Source organism: Bacillus sp. JKS001846, assembly GCF_900176455.1.
Lineage (GTDB): Bacteria > Bacillota > Bacilli > Bacillales > Bacillaceae_G > Bacillus_A > Bacillus_A cereus.
The window spans coordinates 5,093,092-5,111,846 of the sequence record NZ_FWYG01000001.1 but is presented as its reverse complement, the minus strand read 5'-3'; the positions used below and the strand labels follow the sequence as shown (position 1 = coordinate 5,111,846).

Sequence of the window (18,755 nt, the reverse complement as noted above, 5' to 3'; positions counted from 1 at the left end):
AAAGAGTCAGTGGTATACGATTTCCCACTGACCGAAGTAATTATTCACTTTTCCATTTATATCCGACTTTATAGACCGTTTCTAGGTAATCTTCAATCGGAAATCCTTTTTTGCGTAGTTTATCACGGATATTACGAATGTGTGAATCAATTGTTCTATATTCGATATCTGTTTCATAGCCCCAAATTTTTTCGATTAAATCATCTCGGCTATAAGCACGGTTTGTATTTTGCAAAAATAGTCCGAGTAACGAAAATTCGATAGGAGTTAGCGAGATTTTTTCATCGTACACTGTGACGGTATGTTTCGTTTTATCCCACTCAATACCATTGAAACTAACAAAGCCATCTTTTTTTGTACGGCGTAATATAGCCTCGATTCGTGCGACTAATACATGCTCATCAAATGGTTTTGTAATATAATCATCTGCGCCCATCGTGAGGCCTTTCACCATATCGTAGTTTTGGTTGCGAGCTGTTAACATAATGATAGGAACGTTAGAAATTTGACGAATTTGATAGCAAGTATCCCATCCATCCATATTCGGCATCATAACATCTAATAAAATAATATCGAATTCTTTTTGTTCGATTAATTTTAGTGCTTCAAGGCCAGAGGTAGCTTTCATACAAAAATAGCCGCGAGGGCTTAAGAATAGATCTAATAATCGTAACATACGTTCTTCATCGTCTACTAATAAAATTTTTACCATAATCTTGTGCACCCCAAACTGTTCATTCTACTTGTATAGTTTACATGAAAATAATAAAAAACTCTTTTTATGTGATTGAATGGAGGGATGATTTTTTCGCTCGGAGTAATTGACATAAAAAATGCACTAGTTTTGCACAACTATTTTTTATAATAAAAAACGTAGCGACACAAAATACCCTATGTTGCGACATAACGTCATGTCATTTTATTTATAAAATGACAATTCCATTCTATTGTGTATGTGAGATAGAGAGGGTTTTCGTATTCACCTCGCATCGGATAAGAAAAATTTCCTATCTCACACTTTTTTTAAAAGGAGATCATACACATGAATCCAAAAGAAGAAATTTCAAAAAAAGAAAAGCAAGATCGTAATACGGTTGTCATGTGCGTTGCCGTATCTATGGTTATTATTATAAGTTGTGTAAATAAAATTTTGGGGATTTTATAATATGAAAAAAGCTTATTGCTTCTTAAGAAGCAATAAGCTTTTTTCATTGTTAGGGGGATCTTTCTATATAATAAACCAAGGTAAAATTGCTAACCCAGAAGTTACAATTGCTGTAGTAAATATTAAAAGCATAGCTCGTTTGTTTTGTTTCATGTCACATTCTCCTCTACATATCAAGTACATGCGATCAGCGTGGGATGTAGTTCCCCACTGAGTAAAGTTTCACTTTATATTTTTAGTATAATAAATGGTAAGGATTGGTACGATCGATAAAGGTGACATGAAGATTACATTGTTGTAATGCAAAAAAACATCTTTCTTATTAAGAAAGATGTTTTTGGAAAACTACCCCGCTATTTGTGGGCAGTAACTCCCATCTTAAAATTCAGCGAATGCGAGGGAGTTAGGTGGGCGATAACTGCCCGTAAAAGCCCGATTGATTCAGCTAATACTCAGTGGAGGATGGAAAAATCACCCACTGAGTAAAGTTTCACTTTATATTGAAGTATTAATCATTTAAGAACAGAACCATATGTTCCTCGTCCCAATATTGACCGTTATGTTTTAATGAACGCTCTTGTACGCCGTAAGTTTGGAAACCTAATGACTCATATAATTTTTTGGCTGCATCGTTACCAACTACAACATCGAGCATAAGTTGTTCTACATGTAATTTATCGGCATTTTCAATAATTGCTTTAATTAGAGCTCGTCCTGCTCCAAGGCCACGCGCTTTTGGAGAAACAAAAACGGAACCGATTTTTGCTTTATGTTCTTGTTTAATAAATGGTTTTGTTTCTAAAGTAGCGATACCAATTAAATCATTATCTTTGAAGACACCTAGAGTATACTTATCCGGATTGCTTAATCGTTTAGCCATAGCAGCCACAGGATTTTCATGTTTCAGAACATCTTCATAAGAAGAGCTAAAAGCTTCCGGGTTCTTCGTTAAACCTTCCATACAAACTTTTAAATATATTTCTGCGTCCTCTGTCGTTAATAAGCGAATTTCCATAGGTGTAACCTCCTTGGTCGATTTCAAATAAAATAAATTCATTACTTTTATAAAATTTTGTATGCGTTTTGTTAGCAGTCTCTTTTAATTTGTAAAAGAATGAAAAGATATATGCTACAATGTTTTGTTTTTTAATATGTAATAAAATTATATATTAACTTTATTAACTATTCAAGTCTTTAATATATTACATTTTTATAACTAAAATAACTCCTCGATTGAGGAGTTATTTTAGTTATTCGATTGATAACCATCAATTCGATGTGGATGTGTATAAATATTACAAGAGTCATTTCTAATAAATCCTACAACTGTAATACCTAAATCGTGAGCCAGCTGCAATGCTAGTTTTGTTGGGGCCGATTTAGATAGAACAATTTCACATCCGATTTTTGAAACTTTGAGTAAAATTTCGGATGAAATGCGCCCGCTAAATGCAATGATTTTTCCTTTAATGGATATATCGTTACGCAAACAATAACCATATATTTTATCTAATGCATTATGTCTTCCAATATCCATTCTTGATAGGAGGATATTGTTTCGATCACATAGCGCGGTATTGTGAACACCGCCAGTTTGGCGAAATGTAGTAGAAGATTGTTGCAAGGTATTCATTAAATGAAAGCATTCTTCAGGAGTAATTTTTACATGTATATCATGTAAGTCTTTTGCTTTTGCTGCGTCGTTTACGAAAATAAAACCTTGTCTACCTTTTCCGCAGCAAGAAGTGATGTATCGTTTATTATATAAAGTTTGATAGAGCGGATTCACTTTTGATGATTTTACATGGACAATTCCGTTATCTTTTTGAACCCATAGTTCTTCAACATCTTTATAGGAAGAAATAATCCCCTCAGAAATTAAAAAACCAATTACCATATCTTCAATATAATTTGGTGTGCATACGACTGTTACATATTCTTCACCATTCAATTTAATAGTAATAGGAGATTCTGTAACAATCTCATCAAGTTGTTTTGAAAATGTACCAGATTGATAACGTACAATTGTATAAGTCTCTTGCGTAGGCCCCATATTTAATTCCCCTTTTATATATATTTCTCTCCCACATTTATCATAAAACAATGGAAAAAATAAAAACACCTATTAACAAGAAGATCACAGATTATTTTGGTTATTATTGTATATGTACGATATAATAGAACTGTAGAATAGTGATATTTTCAAGCTTTCGTAGTTATACCTTATAACATCTAGAATCGACTTCATAAGAAAGTATTTGGGTAGAGCGTTTCAAAAATATGTACAGTAATGCGATTTTGAAAACGGATTCATAATTGTGTTGTACAGTTGGTTGTAAGGAGAGGGGAAACTATGGCAGAACAGACAGTCCGTGTAACCGTCGATGGTAAAGAATTTTCTGCATCAGGTGAAAAGACGATACTACAATTATTTAACGAGAGTAATTTGGAACATCCTCAAATTTGTCATGTACCAGAAGTAGATCCAATTCAAACTTGTGATACGTGTATTGTAGAAGTAAATGGAAAGTTATTGCGTGCTTGTTCAACGAAATTAGAGAACGGTATGCATATCGAAAGACAGTCCCAGCGTGCAAAAGAGGCACAGACTGAGGCAATGGATCGAATATTAGAGAATCATCTATTGTATTGTACCGTTTGTGATAACAATAATGGTAACTGTAAAGTCCATAATACAGTACATATGATGGGAATTGAGGAACAGAAATATCCGTATGAGCCAAAAGTAAGTGCGTGTGAAGTGGATATGTCACATCCATTTTATCGATATGATCCAAATCAATGTATTGCTTGTGGGCAGTGTGTAGAAGTATGTCAAAACTTACAAGTGAATGAAACTATATCGATTGATTGGAGCTTAGACCGTCCACGTGTTATATGGGACAATGGTGTAAGTATAAATGACTCATCTTGTGTAAGTTGTGGGCAGTGTGTAACAGTATGTCCATGTAATGCGTTAATGGAAAAAACAATGCTGGGTGAAGCTGGATTCATGACAGGATTGAAACCGGATGTGTTAGATCCGATGATTGATTTTGTAAAGGATGTAGAGCCGGGATATAGTAGTATTTTAGCAGTTTCAGAAGTAGAGGCTGCGATGCGTAAGACGAAAGTGAATAAAACAAAAACAGTTTGTACATTTTGTGGTGTAGGTTGTTCATTTGAAGTATGGACGAAAGACCGCCACATTTTGAAAGTGCAGCCTGTTTCAGATGCGCCGGTTAACGGTATTTCCACATGTGTAAAAGGCAAATTTGGATGGGATTTTGTAAACAGTGAAGATCGTATTACAAAGCCATTAATTCGCCAAGGAGATACGTTTGTTGAAGCTTCATGGGAAGAGGCTCTGGAAGTTGTTGCATCCAATATGCAGCATATTAAATCAGAATATGGAAGTGATGCATTTGGATTTATTTCTTCTTCGAAAGTAACGAATGAAGAAAATTATCTTATGCAAAAACTAGCCCGTCAAATATATGGAACGAATAATGTAGACAATTGTTCCCGTTATTGTCAATCTCCAGCAACAGACGGTTTATTTAAAACTGTCGGTATGGGCGGGGACGCTGGAACAGTGAAAGATATTGCGGAAGCAGGCCTTGTCATTATCGTTGGAGCAAATCCAACAGAAGGACATCCTGTACTTGCAACGCGTGTAAAACGTGCTCATAAATTACATGACCAAAAATTAATTGTGGCAGACCTTCGTAAACATGAAATGGCAGAGCGTGCGGATTTATTCATTCATCCGCGCCAAGGAACTGATTACGTATGGCTCGCTGGTATTACGAAATATATTATTGATCAAGATTGGCACGATAAAAAGTTCATAGCTGAAAATGTGAAGAATTTTGATGAATATAGCAAAATGGTAGAAAAGTATACGCTTGATTATACAGAAGAAATTACGGGGATTTCGAAAGAAAATCTGAAAGAAATGGCTCGTATGGTATATGAAGCAGATGGTACTTGTGTACTTTGGGGAATGGGTGTAACTCAAAATACTGGAGGAAGTACAACTTCAGCAGCAATTTCAAATCTATTGCTTGTTACGGGTAACTATCGTCGTCCTGGTGCAGGAGCATATCCATTACGCGGACATAATAACGTACAAGGCGCTTGTGATATGGCAACATTACCAAACTGGCTTCCAGGTTACCAAGCGGTTTCAGATGATGCGCTCCGTGCGAAATTTGAAAAAGCATACGGTACTACAATTCCGAAAGCACCAGGTTTAAATAATATTGCAATGTTACTTGCGGCAGATGAAGGAAAACTGCGTGGTATGTATGTTATGGGTGAAGAAATGGCTTTAGTAGATTCGAATGCCAACCATGTACAACATATTTTAGCGAATTTAGATTTCCTTGTTGTTCAAGATATGTTCTTATCGAAAACAGCTCGTTTTGCTGATGTTATTTTACCGGCAGCACCAAGCTTAGAAAAAGAGGGAACATTTACGAATACAGAGCGCCGTATTCAAAGATTATATGAAGTATTGAAGCCGCTTGGTGATTCAAAGCCAGACTGGTGGATTTTACAAAAAGTAGCTCGTGCACTTGGCGGGGACTGGAATTATGAAAGTCCAAGTGAAATCATGGATGAAATTGCATCGCTTGCACCTTTATATTCTCAGGCAACATACGATCGTTTAGAAGGATGGAATAGTTTATGTTGGGGTAGCCATGATGGTAGCGATACACCGCTATTATATGTGGACGGATTTAACTTCCCAGATAAACTAGCTCGTCTATCATTAGATGAATGGGTACCACCAGTTGTAGCACCAGATGAGTATGATTTACTTTTAAATAATGGTCGTATGTTAGAACATTTCCATGAAGGGAATATGACGAATAAATCGGCTGGTATTTTATCTAAAGTATCTGAAGTGTTCGTTGAAATCTCGCCTGAACTTGCCCTAGAGCGCAATGTGAAAGATGGTGGTCTTGTAGAATTAGCATCACCATTTGGGAAAATTAAAGTACAGGCACTTGTTACAGATCGTGTAACGGGGAAAGAGCTATATTTACCGATGCATGCAACGGTAAATGAAGAGGCAATCAATATTTTAACTGGAACGGCGACAGATCTTTATACGTGTACACCAGCGTACAAACAAACGATGGTAAAGATGCGTGTACTACGTGAAAAAGGGAATCGTCCGTTACCATCTTCAAACCCGAGAGATAAAAAGCGTAATCCGCAAAATGGTGTTGAAATCCAGCAAAAATGGCAAAGAAAACAATACGTATCACTTGTGGACTAGGGGGCGGAGATAGTGGCGAAAGAAATTACTATAATTAAAAAGAAAGTTGTAACAGAGGAAGAACAGAAACAGCAATTAGCAGATGAACTTCTAAATGAGCTATCTAATAATCGTGAAGCAGTAGAAGAAACGATGCAGCTTTTAGCACAGTTGCAGAAGGCTGGTATATTAGATGCAGCGATTAGTTTACTTGCTGCGAAGGAAGATGTTTCAAAAATCGCTGTGGAGCAATTAAATCGTGAACCAGTTAAAAATGCACTCAACAATATGATGGGGGCAGGAGAAGCGTTATCTTCAGTTGACCCAGAAATAACGAAGCAAATTACGTCCAGTTTAGTTACAGGATTGCAATTTGCAACAGATGAATTAAATAGTGGTAAAAAAACAAAAGTGATGGATTTCTTTAAAGTATTAAAAGATCCAGATATCAATAGAGCTATTACATTCGGTTTTAGCTTCTTGAAAGCATTTGGACAAGGGCTAGAGAAAAAATAGAATAAATGAAAAAGTGATGGGAAGTAGCCATCACTTTTTTCATTATATGTATAAGAGTGTTCATGTTAAGCGGAATATATTATTATTATTATTAAAAAGATGGATTAGAACTGGAAATATGGAATCCATCTCAAATATCGTTTTAGAATGTGGAGGAATATATGCAACACCGTAAAAAACTATCTATACCAGGAGTAATAGGACATTCCTTTCAAACAGTTAAATTTGCTTTTTGGAATGTATTAACTTTTCAACTTGCTTATAAATTATTAGCAGCGATTGTGTTTGTTCCACTATTTGGAATCATTTTTAATAAGTTATTGTATTTTGGTGGTTATGCAAATGCGACAAATGATGAATTATTAGCGTTTTTAAAGACGCCTTATGGGATCTTAGCAATCGTAATTTTATCATTGTTAGCACTGTTTCTTATCTTTACAGAATTTGCGGTGCTTATTATTATTTCGTATTTCGCTCATAAAAGACAGAAGGTGAAATTACGTCCGATTTTATATAAAACGGTAACGTATTTACCTACTCTTTTTACATATTGCTTACCAGGATTTATTTTATATGCTGTCGTATTGTTGCCTCTTTTAAATATGGGATATGAAACGGCATTAATCCCGCAAATTCAAATTCCTAACTTTATTACAGGAGAACTGTTTAAGACAACGATGGGACAAGTTGGTTATTACACGTTCTTTGCTGTAGTCGCGTATTTGAATCTTCGATGGATTTTCGTTCTACCTATTGTTGTTTTAGAGCAAAAACCATTTCGCGTGGCAGCACGTAAAAGTGCAACTTTAGTAAAGGAAAGCTTTTTTAAAGTACTATTCTTTTTAGTAGGGTTTTTTATTTCAATTGGAATTGTATATGTCGTGTTTTTGGGAATATATTTATTGTGCCTATGGGGTGTTTATGAATTTACAAACCCGAAAGGAACATTTGCATTATTAGCTGAATCAACGATTTCTGTATTTTTAACGAGCACATTGTATTTATTCAGCTTTATCGTGACGCCATTTTATATTATGGCGATTACGCGATTATACTTACAAAAGGTACCGGTTGAGGATGTTTTATTAGAAGAAGGATTAGATTATTCGAAAACGAAAGCAGATAAATGTTTTTTCCAAAAACATCGTTGGAAATTCATTGGCGTATACATTGTAGGAATTATTACTGCCGGAATGGTCGTTGCCTTCATTGTAACGTTTATTTCAAATTCGTATAAAGAACCGATTATTATGGCGCACCGCGGGTATATATCAAAAGGCGTAGAAAATACGAAAGAAGCTGTGCAAGGTGCGATTGATGCAAAAGCAGACTACGCTGAAATAGATGTATTACAAACGAAAGACGGTGAACTAGCGGTTATACATGATTTGAAGCTGAAACGTCTCGCAAATGCCAATGTGCATGTGTCAGATTTAACGATGGCGGAGTTAAGGCAACTTACCCTTAGTCAAGATGGACTTTCAGGACAAATAAGTACACTTGATGAAATCATTAAGCTAGCAAATGGCAAAATCAAACTTAATATAGAAGTGAAGCTTCATGGGGGCGAAAAAGATTTTGTAAACAAAGTCTTAAAAACGATTAAAGATAATGAATTTGAGAAGCAATGTGTAATTCAAACGTTACACTATCCACTTATTAAAGAGTTTAAGCGTGCAAATCCAGATATAAAAGTAGGGTATATATTGTATGCAAGTAGAGCTAACTTAAAGAATGTGAAGGCTGACTTTTACGTAGCAGAAGAATATATGTTAAATAAGAAATTAGTAAAAGAAGCAAGGAAGTTAAACAAACCAATTTACGTATGGACAGTAAATGATATGGAAAATTTAAAGGCATATTATAAGTTGAACGTAGATGGTATCATAACCGATTACCCTGAAGATGCACGTGAAACAATTAAGATGTTAAAAGAGCAAGAAGCGGAAGAAAGTGATCTGTTTGATAAAATTACTGAAACGACAGATGATTTATTTTCTAAGTTATTTATAAGTTACCCAGCTGCTGGCTAAATGCTAGCAGCTGTTTTTTTGTGAAAAGAATATATCTCTAAAGTATTGAGTAAAGTAATAACTGTATATGTATACGTTATCACTTAGGTTTCTTACATTGTTACATTATTGTCAAATAATAAATGATTGCTGTTTATTTTGAAGCAGTATAATAAAAATAGAGTGAAAGATAATGAAATGACACGAAACCCCTAATAGAATCAATGTTTTATATATTTACACTATTCTAAATATATAAACTTTAGGAAAATGGTATGTTAGCGTTTTCATAACTTTTAAGTTATGCTAGAATAAGGACATAAGTTATTAATTATTACAAAAAGAAAAAAGAATCTCTTTTTTCTGTTAATTATAAGGGGGCATTTCATTATGCGTATTGGGGTACCAGCAGAAATTAAAAACAACGAAAACCGTGTGGCAATGACACCAGCAGGTGTTGTACATTTAATTCGTAACAATCACGAAGTATTCATTCAAAAGGGTGCAGGTTTAGGGTCTGGTTTCACAGACGCTCAGTATGTGGAAGCGGGAGCAAAAATTGTTGATACAGCTGAAGAAGCTTGGAACATGGAAATGGTTATGAAAGTTAAGGAACCAATTGAAAGCGAATACAAACACTTCAGTGAAGGCTTAATCTTATTCACATACTTACACTTAGCTCCAGAGCCAGAATTAACAAAAGCTTTAATCGAGAAAAAAGTTGTTTCTATCGCATATGAAACAGTACAATTAGAAAACCGTTCATTACCATTACTTGCACCTATGAGTGAAGTAGCTGGTCGTATGGCTGCACAAATTGGTGCACAATTCCTTGAGAAAAACAAAGGCGGTAAAGGTATCTTACTTGCAGGTGTTCCAGGGGTTAAACGTGGTAAAGTAACAATCATCGGTGGTGGACAAGCTGGTACAAATGCTGCTAAAATTGCAGTTGGACTAGGTGCGGATGTAACAATCATCGACTTAAGTGCAGAACGTCTTCGTCAATTAGATGACATTTTCGGAAACCAAGTAAAAACTTTAATGTCTAATCCTTACAATATTGCAGAAGCTGTTAAAGAGTCTGATCTTGTAATCGGTGCAGTATTAATCCCAGGTGCAAAAGCTCCAAAACTTGTAACAGAAGAAATGATTAAATCAATGGAACCAGGTTCTGTTGTTGTAGATATCGCGATTGACCAAGGTGGTATTTTCGAAACAACTGATCGTATTACAACTCATGATAACCCAACTTATGAAAAACACGGCGTTGTTCATTATGCAGTTGCAAACATGCCAGGTGCGGTTCCACGTACATCAACTCTTGCATTAACAAACGTAACAGTACCATATGCAGTACAAATTGCTAACAAAGGCTACAAAGAAGCTTGCCTAGGTAACACTGCATTACTAAAAGGTATTAACACATTAGATGGCTATGTAACATTCGAAGCAGTTGCAGAAGCTCACGGTGTAGAGTACAAAGGTGCTAAAGAATTATTAGAAGCAGAAACAGTATCTTGCTAATAGAAGCATTATACAAAACAAAATCGAACAATATATAAAACAACATGATAAGAGCTAAGAGTGAAGATCTCTTAGCTCTTCTTGGCAAAAGGGGGCATACATCGTGGCCAACCTATTTAAAAAGAAATCCGTTACGCAATTGTTAGGGGAAAGTAAAAGTAAAACTTTGACGAAAACGCTAGGGGCATTTGACCTAACAATGCTAGGGATTGGTGCGATAATTGGTACAGGAGTTCTAGTATTAACTGGATTAGTAGCAGCAAGAGATGCTGGTCCAGCAGTTATTTTTTCATTCATGATTGCAGCCATCGTTTGTGGATTTGCAGCATTATGTTACGCAGAGGTTGCTTCTACACTTCCTGTTTCAGGTAGTGTGTACACATACTCATATGCAACAATTGGTGAGTTTGTAGCTCATTTAATGGGATGGACATTACTATCCGTATATGTTGTAACGACTGCCGCAGTAGCTGGCGGATGGACTGGTTACTTCCATAACTTAGTGAGTGGATTAGGGCTTGAAATTCCAAAAGCACTGCTAACGATTCCGTCTCAAGGTGGTATAGTGAATTTACCAGCAGTTATCGTTACATTAGTTATAACTTGGTTATTATCAAGAGGTACGAAAGAAAGTAAACGAGTGAATAACATAATGGTATTAATTAAAATTGGTATCGTTGTTTTATTCATTGCAGTTGGTGTATTCTACGTGAAACCAGAAAACTGGATACCATTTGCACCGTATGGTTTAAGTGGAGTTTTCGCGGGGGGAGCAGCAGTATTCTTTGCTTTCTTAGGATTTGATGCATTAGCAACTTCTGCTGAAGAAGTAAAAAATCCGCAACGTGATCTACCGATTGGTATTATCGCTTCGTTAGTCATTTGTACAATCATTTATGTTGTAGTTTGTCTCGTTATGACGGGTATGGTTTCATATAAAGAGCTAGATGTACCGGAAGCGATGGCGTATGTGTTAGAAGTTGTAGGACAAGATAAAGTAGCTGGTATAATCGCAATTGGAGCTGTAATTGGTATTATGGCAGTAATTTTTGCTTACATTTATGCAACGACACGTGTATTCTTCGCTATGAGCCGTGACGGTTTATTGCCAGAATCTTTCGCGAAAATTAATAAAAAGACAGAAGCACCAACATTTACAGTTTGGTTAACAGGAATTGGTAGTGCTTTAATTGCTGGATTTATCGATTTGAAAGAATTGTCGAATTTAGCGAATATTGGAGCGTTGTTAACATTTGCGATGGTTGGTGTGTCAGTTATTATTCTTCGTAAAACACATCCAAAATTACAACGTGGATTTATGGTACCACTTGTACCGATCTTGCCGATTATTTCAATTGCATGTTGTCTATTCTTAATGGTAAACCTACCATTAAAAACATGGATGTACTTCGGTGCTTGGTTAGCAATCGGAGTAGTTGTATACTTTGTTTATTCGAAAAAACATAGTCATTTAAAAGACGATGGAAGTTCGCAGGATAATTTAGAACAAGCTAATTAAAGGGATATAAACACAGTAAGCCTTGTGCGTCTAGGGAGCGCGCAAGGCTTTTTCTTTTGTTGAAATAAAGGGAATGTATATTATTTTGTCGAATTTTTCTGTCGGAATATGAAAAAAGGGTGGGAGCGAAATGGAAGAAGCAAAAGTTGTTGTTGGCGCAGAGGGTTATAATAATAACCCTGGTTGGTTACATACGAATGAAGAAGAATTAAATTTATTACGGAGAGAAACTTGGCTTGATAAATTTCAACCTAATTCTTTATCAGTAATTTTGGCAGAACATGTATGGGAGCATTTATCATATGAAGAAGGAATTGAAGCTGCAAAAATTTGTTATGAGTTTTTAATGGAGAATGGATATATTCGTTGTGCAGTACCAGATGCATTTTTTCCAGATGAAGAATATCAGCAAGGGGTACAAGTAGGTGGACCTGGTCCATTAGATCATCCTGCAGCAAGTCATAAAATTGTTCATAGCTATAAAACAATCACGTCCATGTTTGAATCAGCAGGTTTTCAAGTAAGGCTCTTAGAATACTGTGATGAGAATGGTAAGTTTCACTATAATGATTGGAATGAGAAAGATGGATTTATTTATCGTTCGAAACGTTTTGACCATAGAAATCGGGATAATCATTTAGGATTTGTTTCTTTAATTGTGGATGCGGTGAAAAATGAAAAGTAAGTAAAAAGGGGTGTGCGAATTGTGCATCCTTTTTTGTATGAGAATATAGAGAGTGCGGAAAATATGTATACGACTTATTAAAATGTGAACGGAATGTTCATAAAAAAAATTCAGATTTCATTGACACATATGAGTGGGCGCTCATATAATAAGAGTATAAGATATATGAATGATTGTTCATATGTTCAATTAAAGAGGTGAGCTATAATGGCTGGAAATAAAGTAGAAACACCACAAGAGACATGTTCTCAAACGATAATTCATGAAGAAGTTGTAGAGCAAGTAAAACAAACAATTCCAACTGATGAAAGTTTAAGTAAAGTAGCAGAACTATTTAAAGTATTAGGTGACCGTACACGTACGAGAATATTACATGCGCTATTTGAAGCTGAAATGTGCGTTTGTGATTTAGCTTATTTATTAGGAATGACACAATCATCTATTTCGCATCAGCTTCGTGTGTTAAAGCAAGCGAAACTTGTGAAGAATCGTAAAGAAGGAAAGGTTGTTTATTATTCGTTAGCTGACCAGCACGTAATTCATATCTTCGAGCAAGCGTTTGAACACGTAAACGAAGAAGAATAAAAGAACGCGAGGAGGGAGAACGATGGCTGAAGCATTGGTGAAAAAGAAACTGATGTTAGAAGGTTTAGATTGTGCGAACTGTGCAATGAAAATTGAAAAAGGTGTTGGGAATATAGAAGGAGTAAATTCTTGTTCTGTAAACTTCGCAACAAAGACAATGATCTTAGAAACAGCACAAAATAAAGAAAACGAAGTTGTTACGGAAGCAAAACAACTCGTTACAAAATTAGAACCGCATATTAAAGTTCAAGAAGAACAAAAAAATAAAATTGCTAAAGAAGTATTTATATTAGAAGGTTTAGATTGCGCGAACTGTGCAATGAAAATTGAAAATAAAGTGAAGGAAATGCCAGCTGTCTCAGAAGCAACTGTTGATTTCGTATCGAAGAAATTACGAGTAGAAGTTGCGAATAAAAGAGAACTAGAAGCGACTGTAGCAAATATAACAAATGTCGTTCAAAAGTTAGAACCAGATGTGAAAGTTGTTCGTGAAGAGAAGAACGGTCATGACCACGGACATAGTCACGATCATGGTGAAGCAAATGTGAAAAAGATGGTAGGGAGATTAGTGGTCGGCGGAATTTTGACAGCAATTGCTGCATTAGCGGGCTTACCACAAATGGTAACAATTCCGTTATTCGTCCTTGCTTATTTATTAATAGGTGGAGATATCGTTTGGAGAGCGATAAGAAACATAACTCGTGGCCAAGTATTTGATGAAAACTTCTTAATGGCAATTGCAACTGTAGGAGCTTTTGCAATTCAACAATATTCTGAAGCTGTAGCAGTAATGCTATTTTATCAAGTAGGAGAACTATTCCAAAGTATTGCGGTAAACCGCTCCCGAAAATCAATTACTTCATTAATGGATATTCGTCCTGATTATGCGAATGTAAAGGTTGGAAATGAAACGAAGCAAGTATCACCAGAAGATGTACAAATTGGCGATTATATTATCGTTAAGCCAGGTGAGAAAGTGCCGTTAGACGGAAAAGTAATTGAAGGAACATCAATGGTAGATACTTCAGCATTAACAGGTGAATCTGTACCACGTGAAGTAGAAGTTGGAAATGATGTATTAAGTGGCTTTGTGAACCAAAATGGTGTGTTGACAATTGAAGTTACAAAAGAATTCGGTGAATCCACTGTATCGAAAATTTTAGATTTAGTTCAAAATGCAAGCAGTAAAAAAGCACCAACGGAAAACTTTATTACGAAGTTTGCACGTTACTACACTCCAGTTGTAGTTATTACAGCGGCGATCATGGCGTTTATTCCACCACTTATTTTAGAAGGAGCTACATTCTCTGAGTGGATTTATAGAGCTTTAGTGTTCTTAGTAATCTCTTGTCCATGTGCGTTAGTTGTATCCATTCCTCTTGGATTCTTTGGAGGTATTGGCGGTGCATCTAAAAGTGGTGTGTTAGTAAAAGGTAGTAACTATTTAGAAGCTTTAAATGATGTAAAATATATTGTTTTTGACAAAACAGGAACATTAACAAAAGGTGTTTTCAAAGTTACAAAAATGGAACCGAGCGAAGGTACTACAAGTGAAGAGTTATTAGAGTATGCGGCATTTGCTGAAGTATATTCTAACCATCCAATTGCCCAATCTATTCGAAAGGCATATGGAAAATCAATTGATGAAAAAATAATCGATGATTATAACGAAATTTCTGGTCACGGTACAGTCGTAAAAGTACAAGGAAAAGAAATTTTTGCAGGTAATGCAAAATTAATGAGAAAAGAAAATATTGAATTTAAGCAACCAGAAACAGTAGGTACATTAGTTCACGTTGCTGTAGATGGAAGATATGCAGGTTATATTGTTATCTCTGATGAGGTAAAAGAGGATTCGAAACAAGCGATTCAAAAGTTAAAAGAACTAGGTATTAAAAAGACAGTAATGTTAACTGGTGATGCAAAACCAGTTGGTGAAGCTGTCGGTAAAGAATTAGGCTTAGATGAAGTTCATGCGGAATTACTACCGCAACAAAAAGTAGAAGAGATTGAAAAAATTGATGCAGCGAAGCAAGGAAAAGAAAAAATTGCCTTCGTTGGTGACGGTATTAACGATACACCAGTATTAGCCCGTGCAGACGTTGGTATTGCGATGGGTGGTTTAGGGTCAGATGCAGCAATTGAAGCGGCAGACATCGTTATTATGACTGATGAGCCTTCAAAAATTGCGACAGCTGTAAAAATTGCAAAACGCACAAGAAGTATAGTGTGGCAAAATATCATCTTTGCTTTAGGTGTAAAAGGAATCGTTTTATTACTTGGTGCCTTTGGTATTGCAACAATGTGGGAAGCTGTTTTCTCAGATGTTGGTGTGACACTACTTGCAGTGTTAAATGCAATGCGTGTATTACGAGTGAAAGATTTATAAAAAAGAGGACGCGACCTGGTATTATCCCCTATAGGTAGACAGTAAAAAAAGAGTCCATCTGATATGATGGACTCAATACTGTTTTATCTGGAGGGGATTTTTTTATGGCAAGAAAAGGACAATCATTTCAAAAATATACAGAAGAACTAAAGCGAGAAGCAGTTCGTCTTCGATTAGAAGAGAGAAAATCATTGCGAGAAATTCGTGAACAACTCGGTGTGAAGAGCGATGCCCAGATTATTGAGTGGGTAAAACGTGCGCAACAAGGGGAGTCCTTTGATGATCAACGTGGTGTCTGGAATCGAAAGAATTTTAATAGTCTAGAAGAAGAAAATGCTTATTTGAAGGCACAGGTTGAGTATTTAAAAAAGCGCAATCCAAATCTACACGGGAAGGAATGGTCCTAAAGAAAGAACGATTTTCTCTTATCGATTCATTACGCCAAGCCTATCCACTCCGATGGTTGCTTCAAATCGCGGAAGTTTCTAAGGCTGGCTACTATAAATGGCGGAAATATCATAACGTGCAGCGTTTACGTCAGAAAAGGGATATGTGGCATAAAGAACATATTTTATCTATTCATCGTCAGCACCCTTACTATGGGTATAAACGTATGACTCGTGCTTTGGCTCGAGAAGGAATGGTAATGAATCATAAACGTGTTCGTCGTCTTATGAGAGAGCTGGGTATTCAATCTATCATTCGAAAAAAACGTCCGTTTTATGGAAGAAAAACATCTGTGGTATTTAAAAATCATTTGAATCGAGAGTTTCAAGCTGAAAAGCAAAATCAAAAATTCGTAACAGATATTACTTATGTACGAATCGGAGAACAATTTGCCTATTTGTCGGCTGTGTTAGATTTATACAACAATGAAATTGTTGCCTGGAAGCTATCTTCAAGAAATGATTTAGATTTGGTTTTAACTACATTACGTCAATTAGAAGGGAAGTCATTAACTACTAAGCCCCTTTTCCATTCAGATCAAGGGTTTCAATATACATCTAAATCCTACGCAAAACAGTTAGAGAAATTAGGATTTGTCGGTAGTCATTCTAGACGTGGAAACTGTTTTGATAATGCGTGTATCGAATCATTCTTCTCACATTTAAAAACAGAGAAGTTGTATTTAGTGTGCCCAAAAACATATGAAATGGCCTACCGAGCAATTCAAGAATATATTCAATTTTATAATACAGAAAGATTCCAAGAAAAACTTCACGGCCTTTCCCCGATAGAATATCGGGAAAAGGCCGTGGCATAATACTCTTTTTATTTCTGTCTACTTGACAGGGAGATGACCAACCCGCGTCCTCTTTTTTATTGGTGATTTTGTTGAAATTGACTCAATAAAATAATACCAAATATTATTTTACTTTCAAATAGTGAAATATTAAAATTTACAAATAAAATACATTCGTCTTATTATTTTAGTATATTTTTTACAAATATCCATATAGTATTGAAAAAACAGAGAAGGGGAAACTTCTCTGTTTACTTTTGTATGTCTTTTTCAACTTGTTCTCGAACTGTTTGAATGTAATTCATTTTATGATCCCAGCACTCTTGGCTTAAATCGACAGGGTATTCTTCAGGATTTAAAGTTCGCATATATTCTTCCCAAAATAGAGAGAGGCTCTGTTCATTATATTTTTGAATATCTAATATACTTGGTAGTTCATATGTTCTTTCACCGTTAACGAAAATGTCTTTATGCAGTTCACGGGCTTCAAAGTTTGTTACGAATTTACTTATATATGTGTGAACTGGATGGAACATTTTTAAGCGCTCTTCTTTTTCAGGTTCTTCAGAATCTAACGCAATATAATCGCCTTCTGCATGATCGTTAACCCGATTGATAATACGATAAATTCGTTTCAGTCCTGGAGTGGTAATTTTTTCAGGGTTAGATGAAATTTTAATCGTATCATTTAATTTTCCGTCAGTATCTTCAATCGCAACTAGTTTGTAAACAGCCCCCAATGCAGGTTGCTCAAAGGACGTAATTAATTTCGTCCCAACGCCCCATACGTCAATTTTTGCTCCTTGAGATTTAAGGTGCATAATTGTGTATTCATCTAAATCGCTAGAAGCGATAATTTTTGTATTTGTAAACCCTGCTTCATCTAGTAGTTTTCGTGCCTTTTTCGATAAATAAGCCATATCACCACTATCAAGACGTATGCCATAGAAATCAATACGATCCCCAAATTCTTTTGCAACACGAATTGCATTTGGAACACCAGATTTCAATGTGTCATATGTATCAACGAGAAAGACGCACTTTTTATGAGTTTCAGCGTATTTTTTAAACGCGACGTATTCATCGCGATATGCTTGAACGAAAGAGTGAGCGTGTGTGCCAGCTACAGGGATCCCAAAGCGTTTCCCAGCACGAACGTTGCTTGTAGAGGAGAAACCACCAATAAAGGCAGCACGCGTCCCCCAAAGGGCAGCATCGAACTCATGGGCACGTCTTGTGCCGAACTCTAAAAGCTCATCATTACTTGCAGCATGTTTCATACGTGCTGCTTTTGTTGCAATTAATGTTTGGTAATTCACAATATTTAAGAGGGCAGTCTCAATAATTTGTGCTTCACCAAGTGGTGCATCAACACGTAATAAAGGCTCGTTATTAAATACAACTTCACCTTCTTGCATACTACGAATCGTCCCAGTGAATTTCATATTTTGTAAATAATGAAGGAATTCTTCTTCAAATTGTAATTCTGCTAAATAAGCGATATCGCTTTCAGTAAAACTGAAATTTTCAATGTACTCTACAATTTTCTCAAGGCCAGCAAAAACAGCGTAACCGTTCTCAAATGGAAGCTTTCGAAAATATAAATCAAAAACAGAACGGCGATTATGAATACCATCTTTCCAATATGTATAAGCCATGTTGATTTGATATAGGTCTGTATGTAAGGCATAACTATCGTCTTTATAATGAGTCATCGCGAGAACACCTCCATAATTTGGTTATAGTATACCAATTTTTCACCATTGGTAGCAAAGAAGAGATATTGATGTGAAGTCAAGAGAGAAAAAAATGAAATTATGCATATTTTTTAGAAAATTTATATTTATC

14 protein-coding genes are annotated in these 18,755 nt (G+C 35.7%); 10 read left to right on the top strand and 4 right to left on the bottom strand.

What is annotated here, in order from left to right; all coding sequences use genetic code 11:
• Positions 1–40: 40 nt before the first annotated feature.
• Positions 41–712: a response regulator transcription factor gene (locus B9A45_RS27360; RefSeq protein WP_000238956.1), complete on the bottom strand. Its 672-nt coding sequence runs from the start codon at positions 710–712 to the stop codon at positions 41–43.
• Positions 713–1,042: 330 nt separating this feature from the next.
• On the opposite strand from B9A45_RS27360, the gene B9A45_RS32950 reads away from it, so the two are divergent.
• Positions 1,043–1,165, top strand: a complete 123-nt coding sequence (locus tag B9A45_RS32950) for a hypothetical protein (RefSeq protein ID WP_001068392.1) — start codon at positions 1,043–1,045, stop codon at positions 1,163–1,165.
• A 508-nt stretch (positions 1,166–1,673) separates the two neighbouring features.
• Here B9A45_RS32950 and B9A45_RS27345 read toward each other — a convergent pair.
• Complete coding sequence (locus B9A45_RS27345; RefSeq protein ID WP_000405883.1) at positions 1,674–2,180, bottom strand: GNAT family N-acetyltransferase; 507 nt, start codon at positions 2,178–2,180, stop codon at positions 1,674–1,676.
• Between the two features lie 231 nt (positions 2,181–2,411).
• Positions 2,412–3,218 carry a formate dehydrogenase accessory sulfurtransferase FdhD gene (gene fdhD, locus B9A45_RS27340; RefSeq protein WP_084065512.1) on the bottom strand — a complete coding sequence of 269 codons (807 nt, stop codon included), beginning with the start codon at positions 3,216–3,218 and terminating at the stop codon, positions 2,412–2,414.
• Between the two features lie 300 nt (positions 3,219–3,518).
• On the opposite strand from fdhD, the gene fdhF reads away from it, so the two are divergent.
• From fdhF to B9A45_RS27295, 9 genes are all read left to right on the top strand, one after another.
• Entirely contained in the window at positions 3,519–6,455 is a 2,937-nt protein-coding gene (gene fdhF / locus B9A45_RS27335) for a formate dehydrogenase subunit alpha (protein WP_084065511.1), read from the top strand.
• Between the two features lie 12 nt (positions 6,456–6,467).
• Positions 6,468–6,950: a helical membrane plugin domain-containing protein gene (locus tag B9A45_RS27330; protein ID WP_001040507.1), complete on the top strand. Its 483-nt coding sequence runs from the start codon at positions 6,468–6,470 to the stop codon at positions 6,948–6,950.
• A gap of 161 nt (positions 6,951–7,111) precedes the next feature.
• On the top strand, positions 7,112–8,983 hold the full coding sequence (locus B9A45_RS27325; protein WP_001164700.1) for a glycerophosphodiester phosphodiesterase: 1,872 nt from the start codon (positions 7,112–7,114) through the stop codon (positions 8,981–8,983).
• A 369-nt stretch (positions 8,984–9,352) separates the two neighbouring features.
• The gene (ald, locus tag B9A45_RS27320) at positions 9,353–10,486 is read left to right on the top strand and encodes an alanine dehydrogenase (RefSeq protein ID WP_001219744.1); all 1,134 of its coding nucleotides are present in this window, start codon (positions 9,353–9,355) and stop codon (positions 10,484–10,486) included.
• Positions 10,487–10,589: 103 nt separating this feature from the next.
• Positions 10,590–12,005: an amino acid permease gene (locus B9A45_RS27315; protein WP_001284887.1), complete on the top strand. Its 1,416-nt coding sequence runs from the start codon at positions 10,590–10,592 to the stop codon at positions 12,003–12,005.
• Between the two features lie 130 nt (positions 12,006–12,135).
• The gene (locus B9A45_RS27310) at positions 12,136–12,690 is read left to right on the top strand and encodes a class I SAM-dependent methyltransferase (RefSeq protein WP_000390572.1); all 555 of its coding nucleotides are present in this window, start codon (positions 12,136–12,138) and stop codon (positions 12,688–12,690) included.
• A 207-nt stretch (positions 12,691–12,897) separates the two neighbouring features.
• Positions 12,898–13,275 (top strand): ArsR/SmtB family transcription factor, encoded by a 378-nt coding sequence (locus tag B9A45_RS27305; protein ID WP_000918378.1) that lies wholly within the window; start codon positions 12,898–12,900, stop codon positions 13,273–13,275.
• A 22-nt stretch (positions 13,276–13,297) separates the two neighbouring features.
• Positions 13,298–15,664, top strand: coding sequence for a heavy metal translocating P-type ATPase (locus tag B9A45_RS27300; protein WP_084065510.1), 2,367 nt, complete (start codon positions 13,298–13,300; stop codon positions 15,662–15,664).
• Positions 15,665–15,768: 104 nt separating this feature from the next.
• Positions 15,769–16,928 (top strand): IS3-like element ISBth8 family transposase gene (locus B9A45_RS27295; RefSeq protein WP_087874946.1). Its coding sequence is split into 2 segments (ribosomal slippage): positions 15,769–16,027 and positions 16,027–16,928, totalling 1,161 coding nucleotides; the frame shifts between segments, so codons are not numbered across the junction.
• A 230-nt stretch (positions 16,929–17,158) separates the two neighbouring features.
• On the opposite strand, the gene B9A45_RS27290 is transcribed toward B9A45_RS27295, so the two are convergent.
• The gene (locus tag B9A45_RS27290) at positions 17,159–18,622 is read right to left on the bottom strand and encodes a nicotinate phosphoribosyltransferase (protein WP_016112134.1); all 1,464 of its coding nucleotides are present in this window, start codon (positions 18,620–18,622) and stop codon (positions 17,159–17,161) included.
• Positions 18,623–18,755 lie beyond the last annotated feature (133 nt).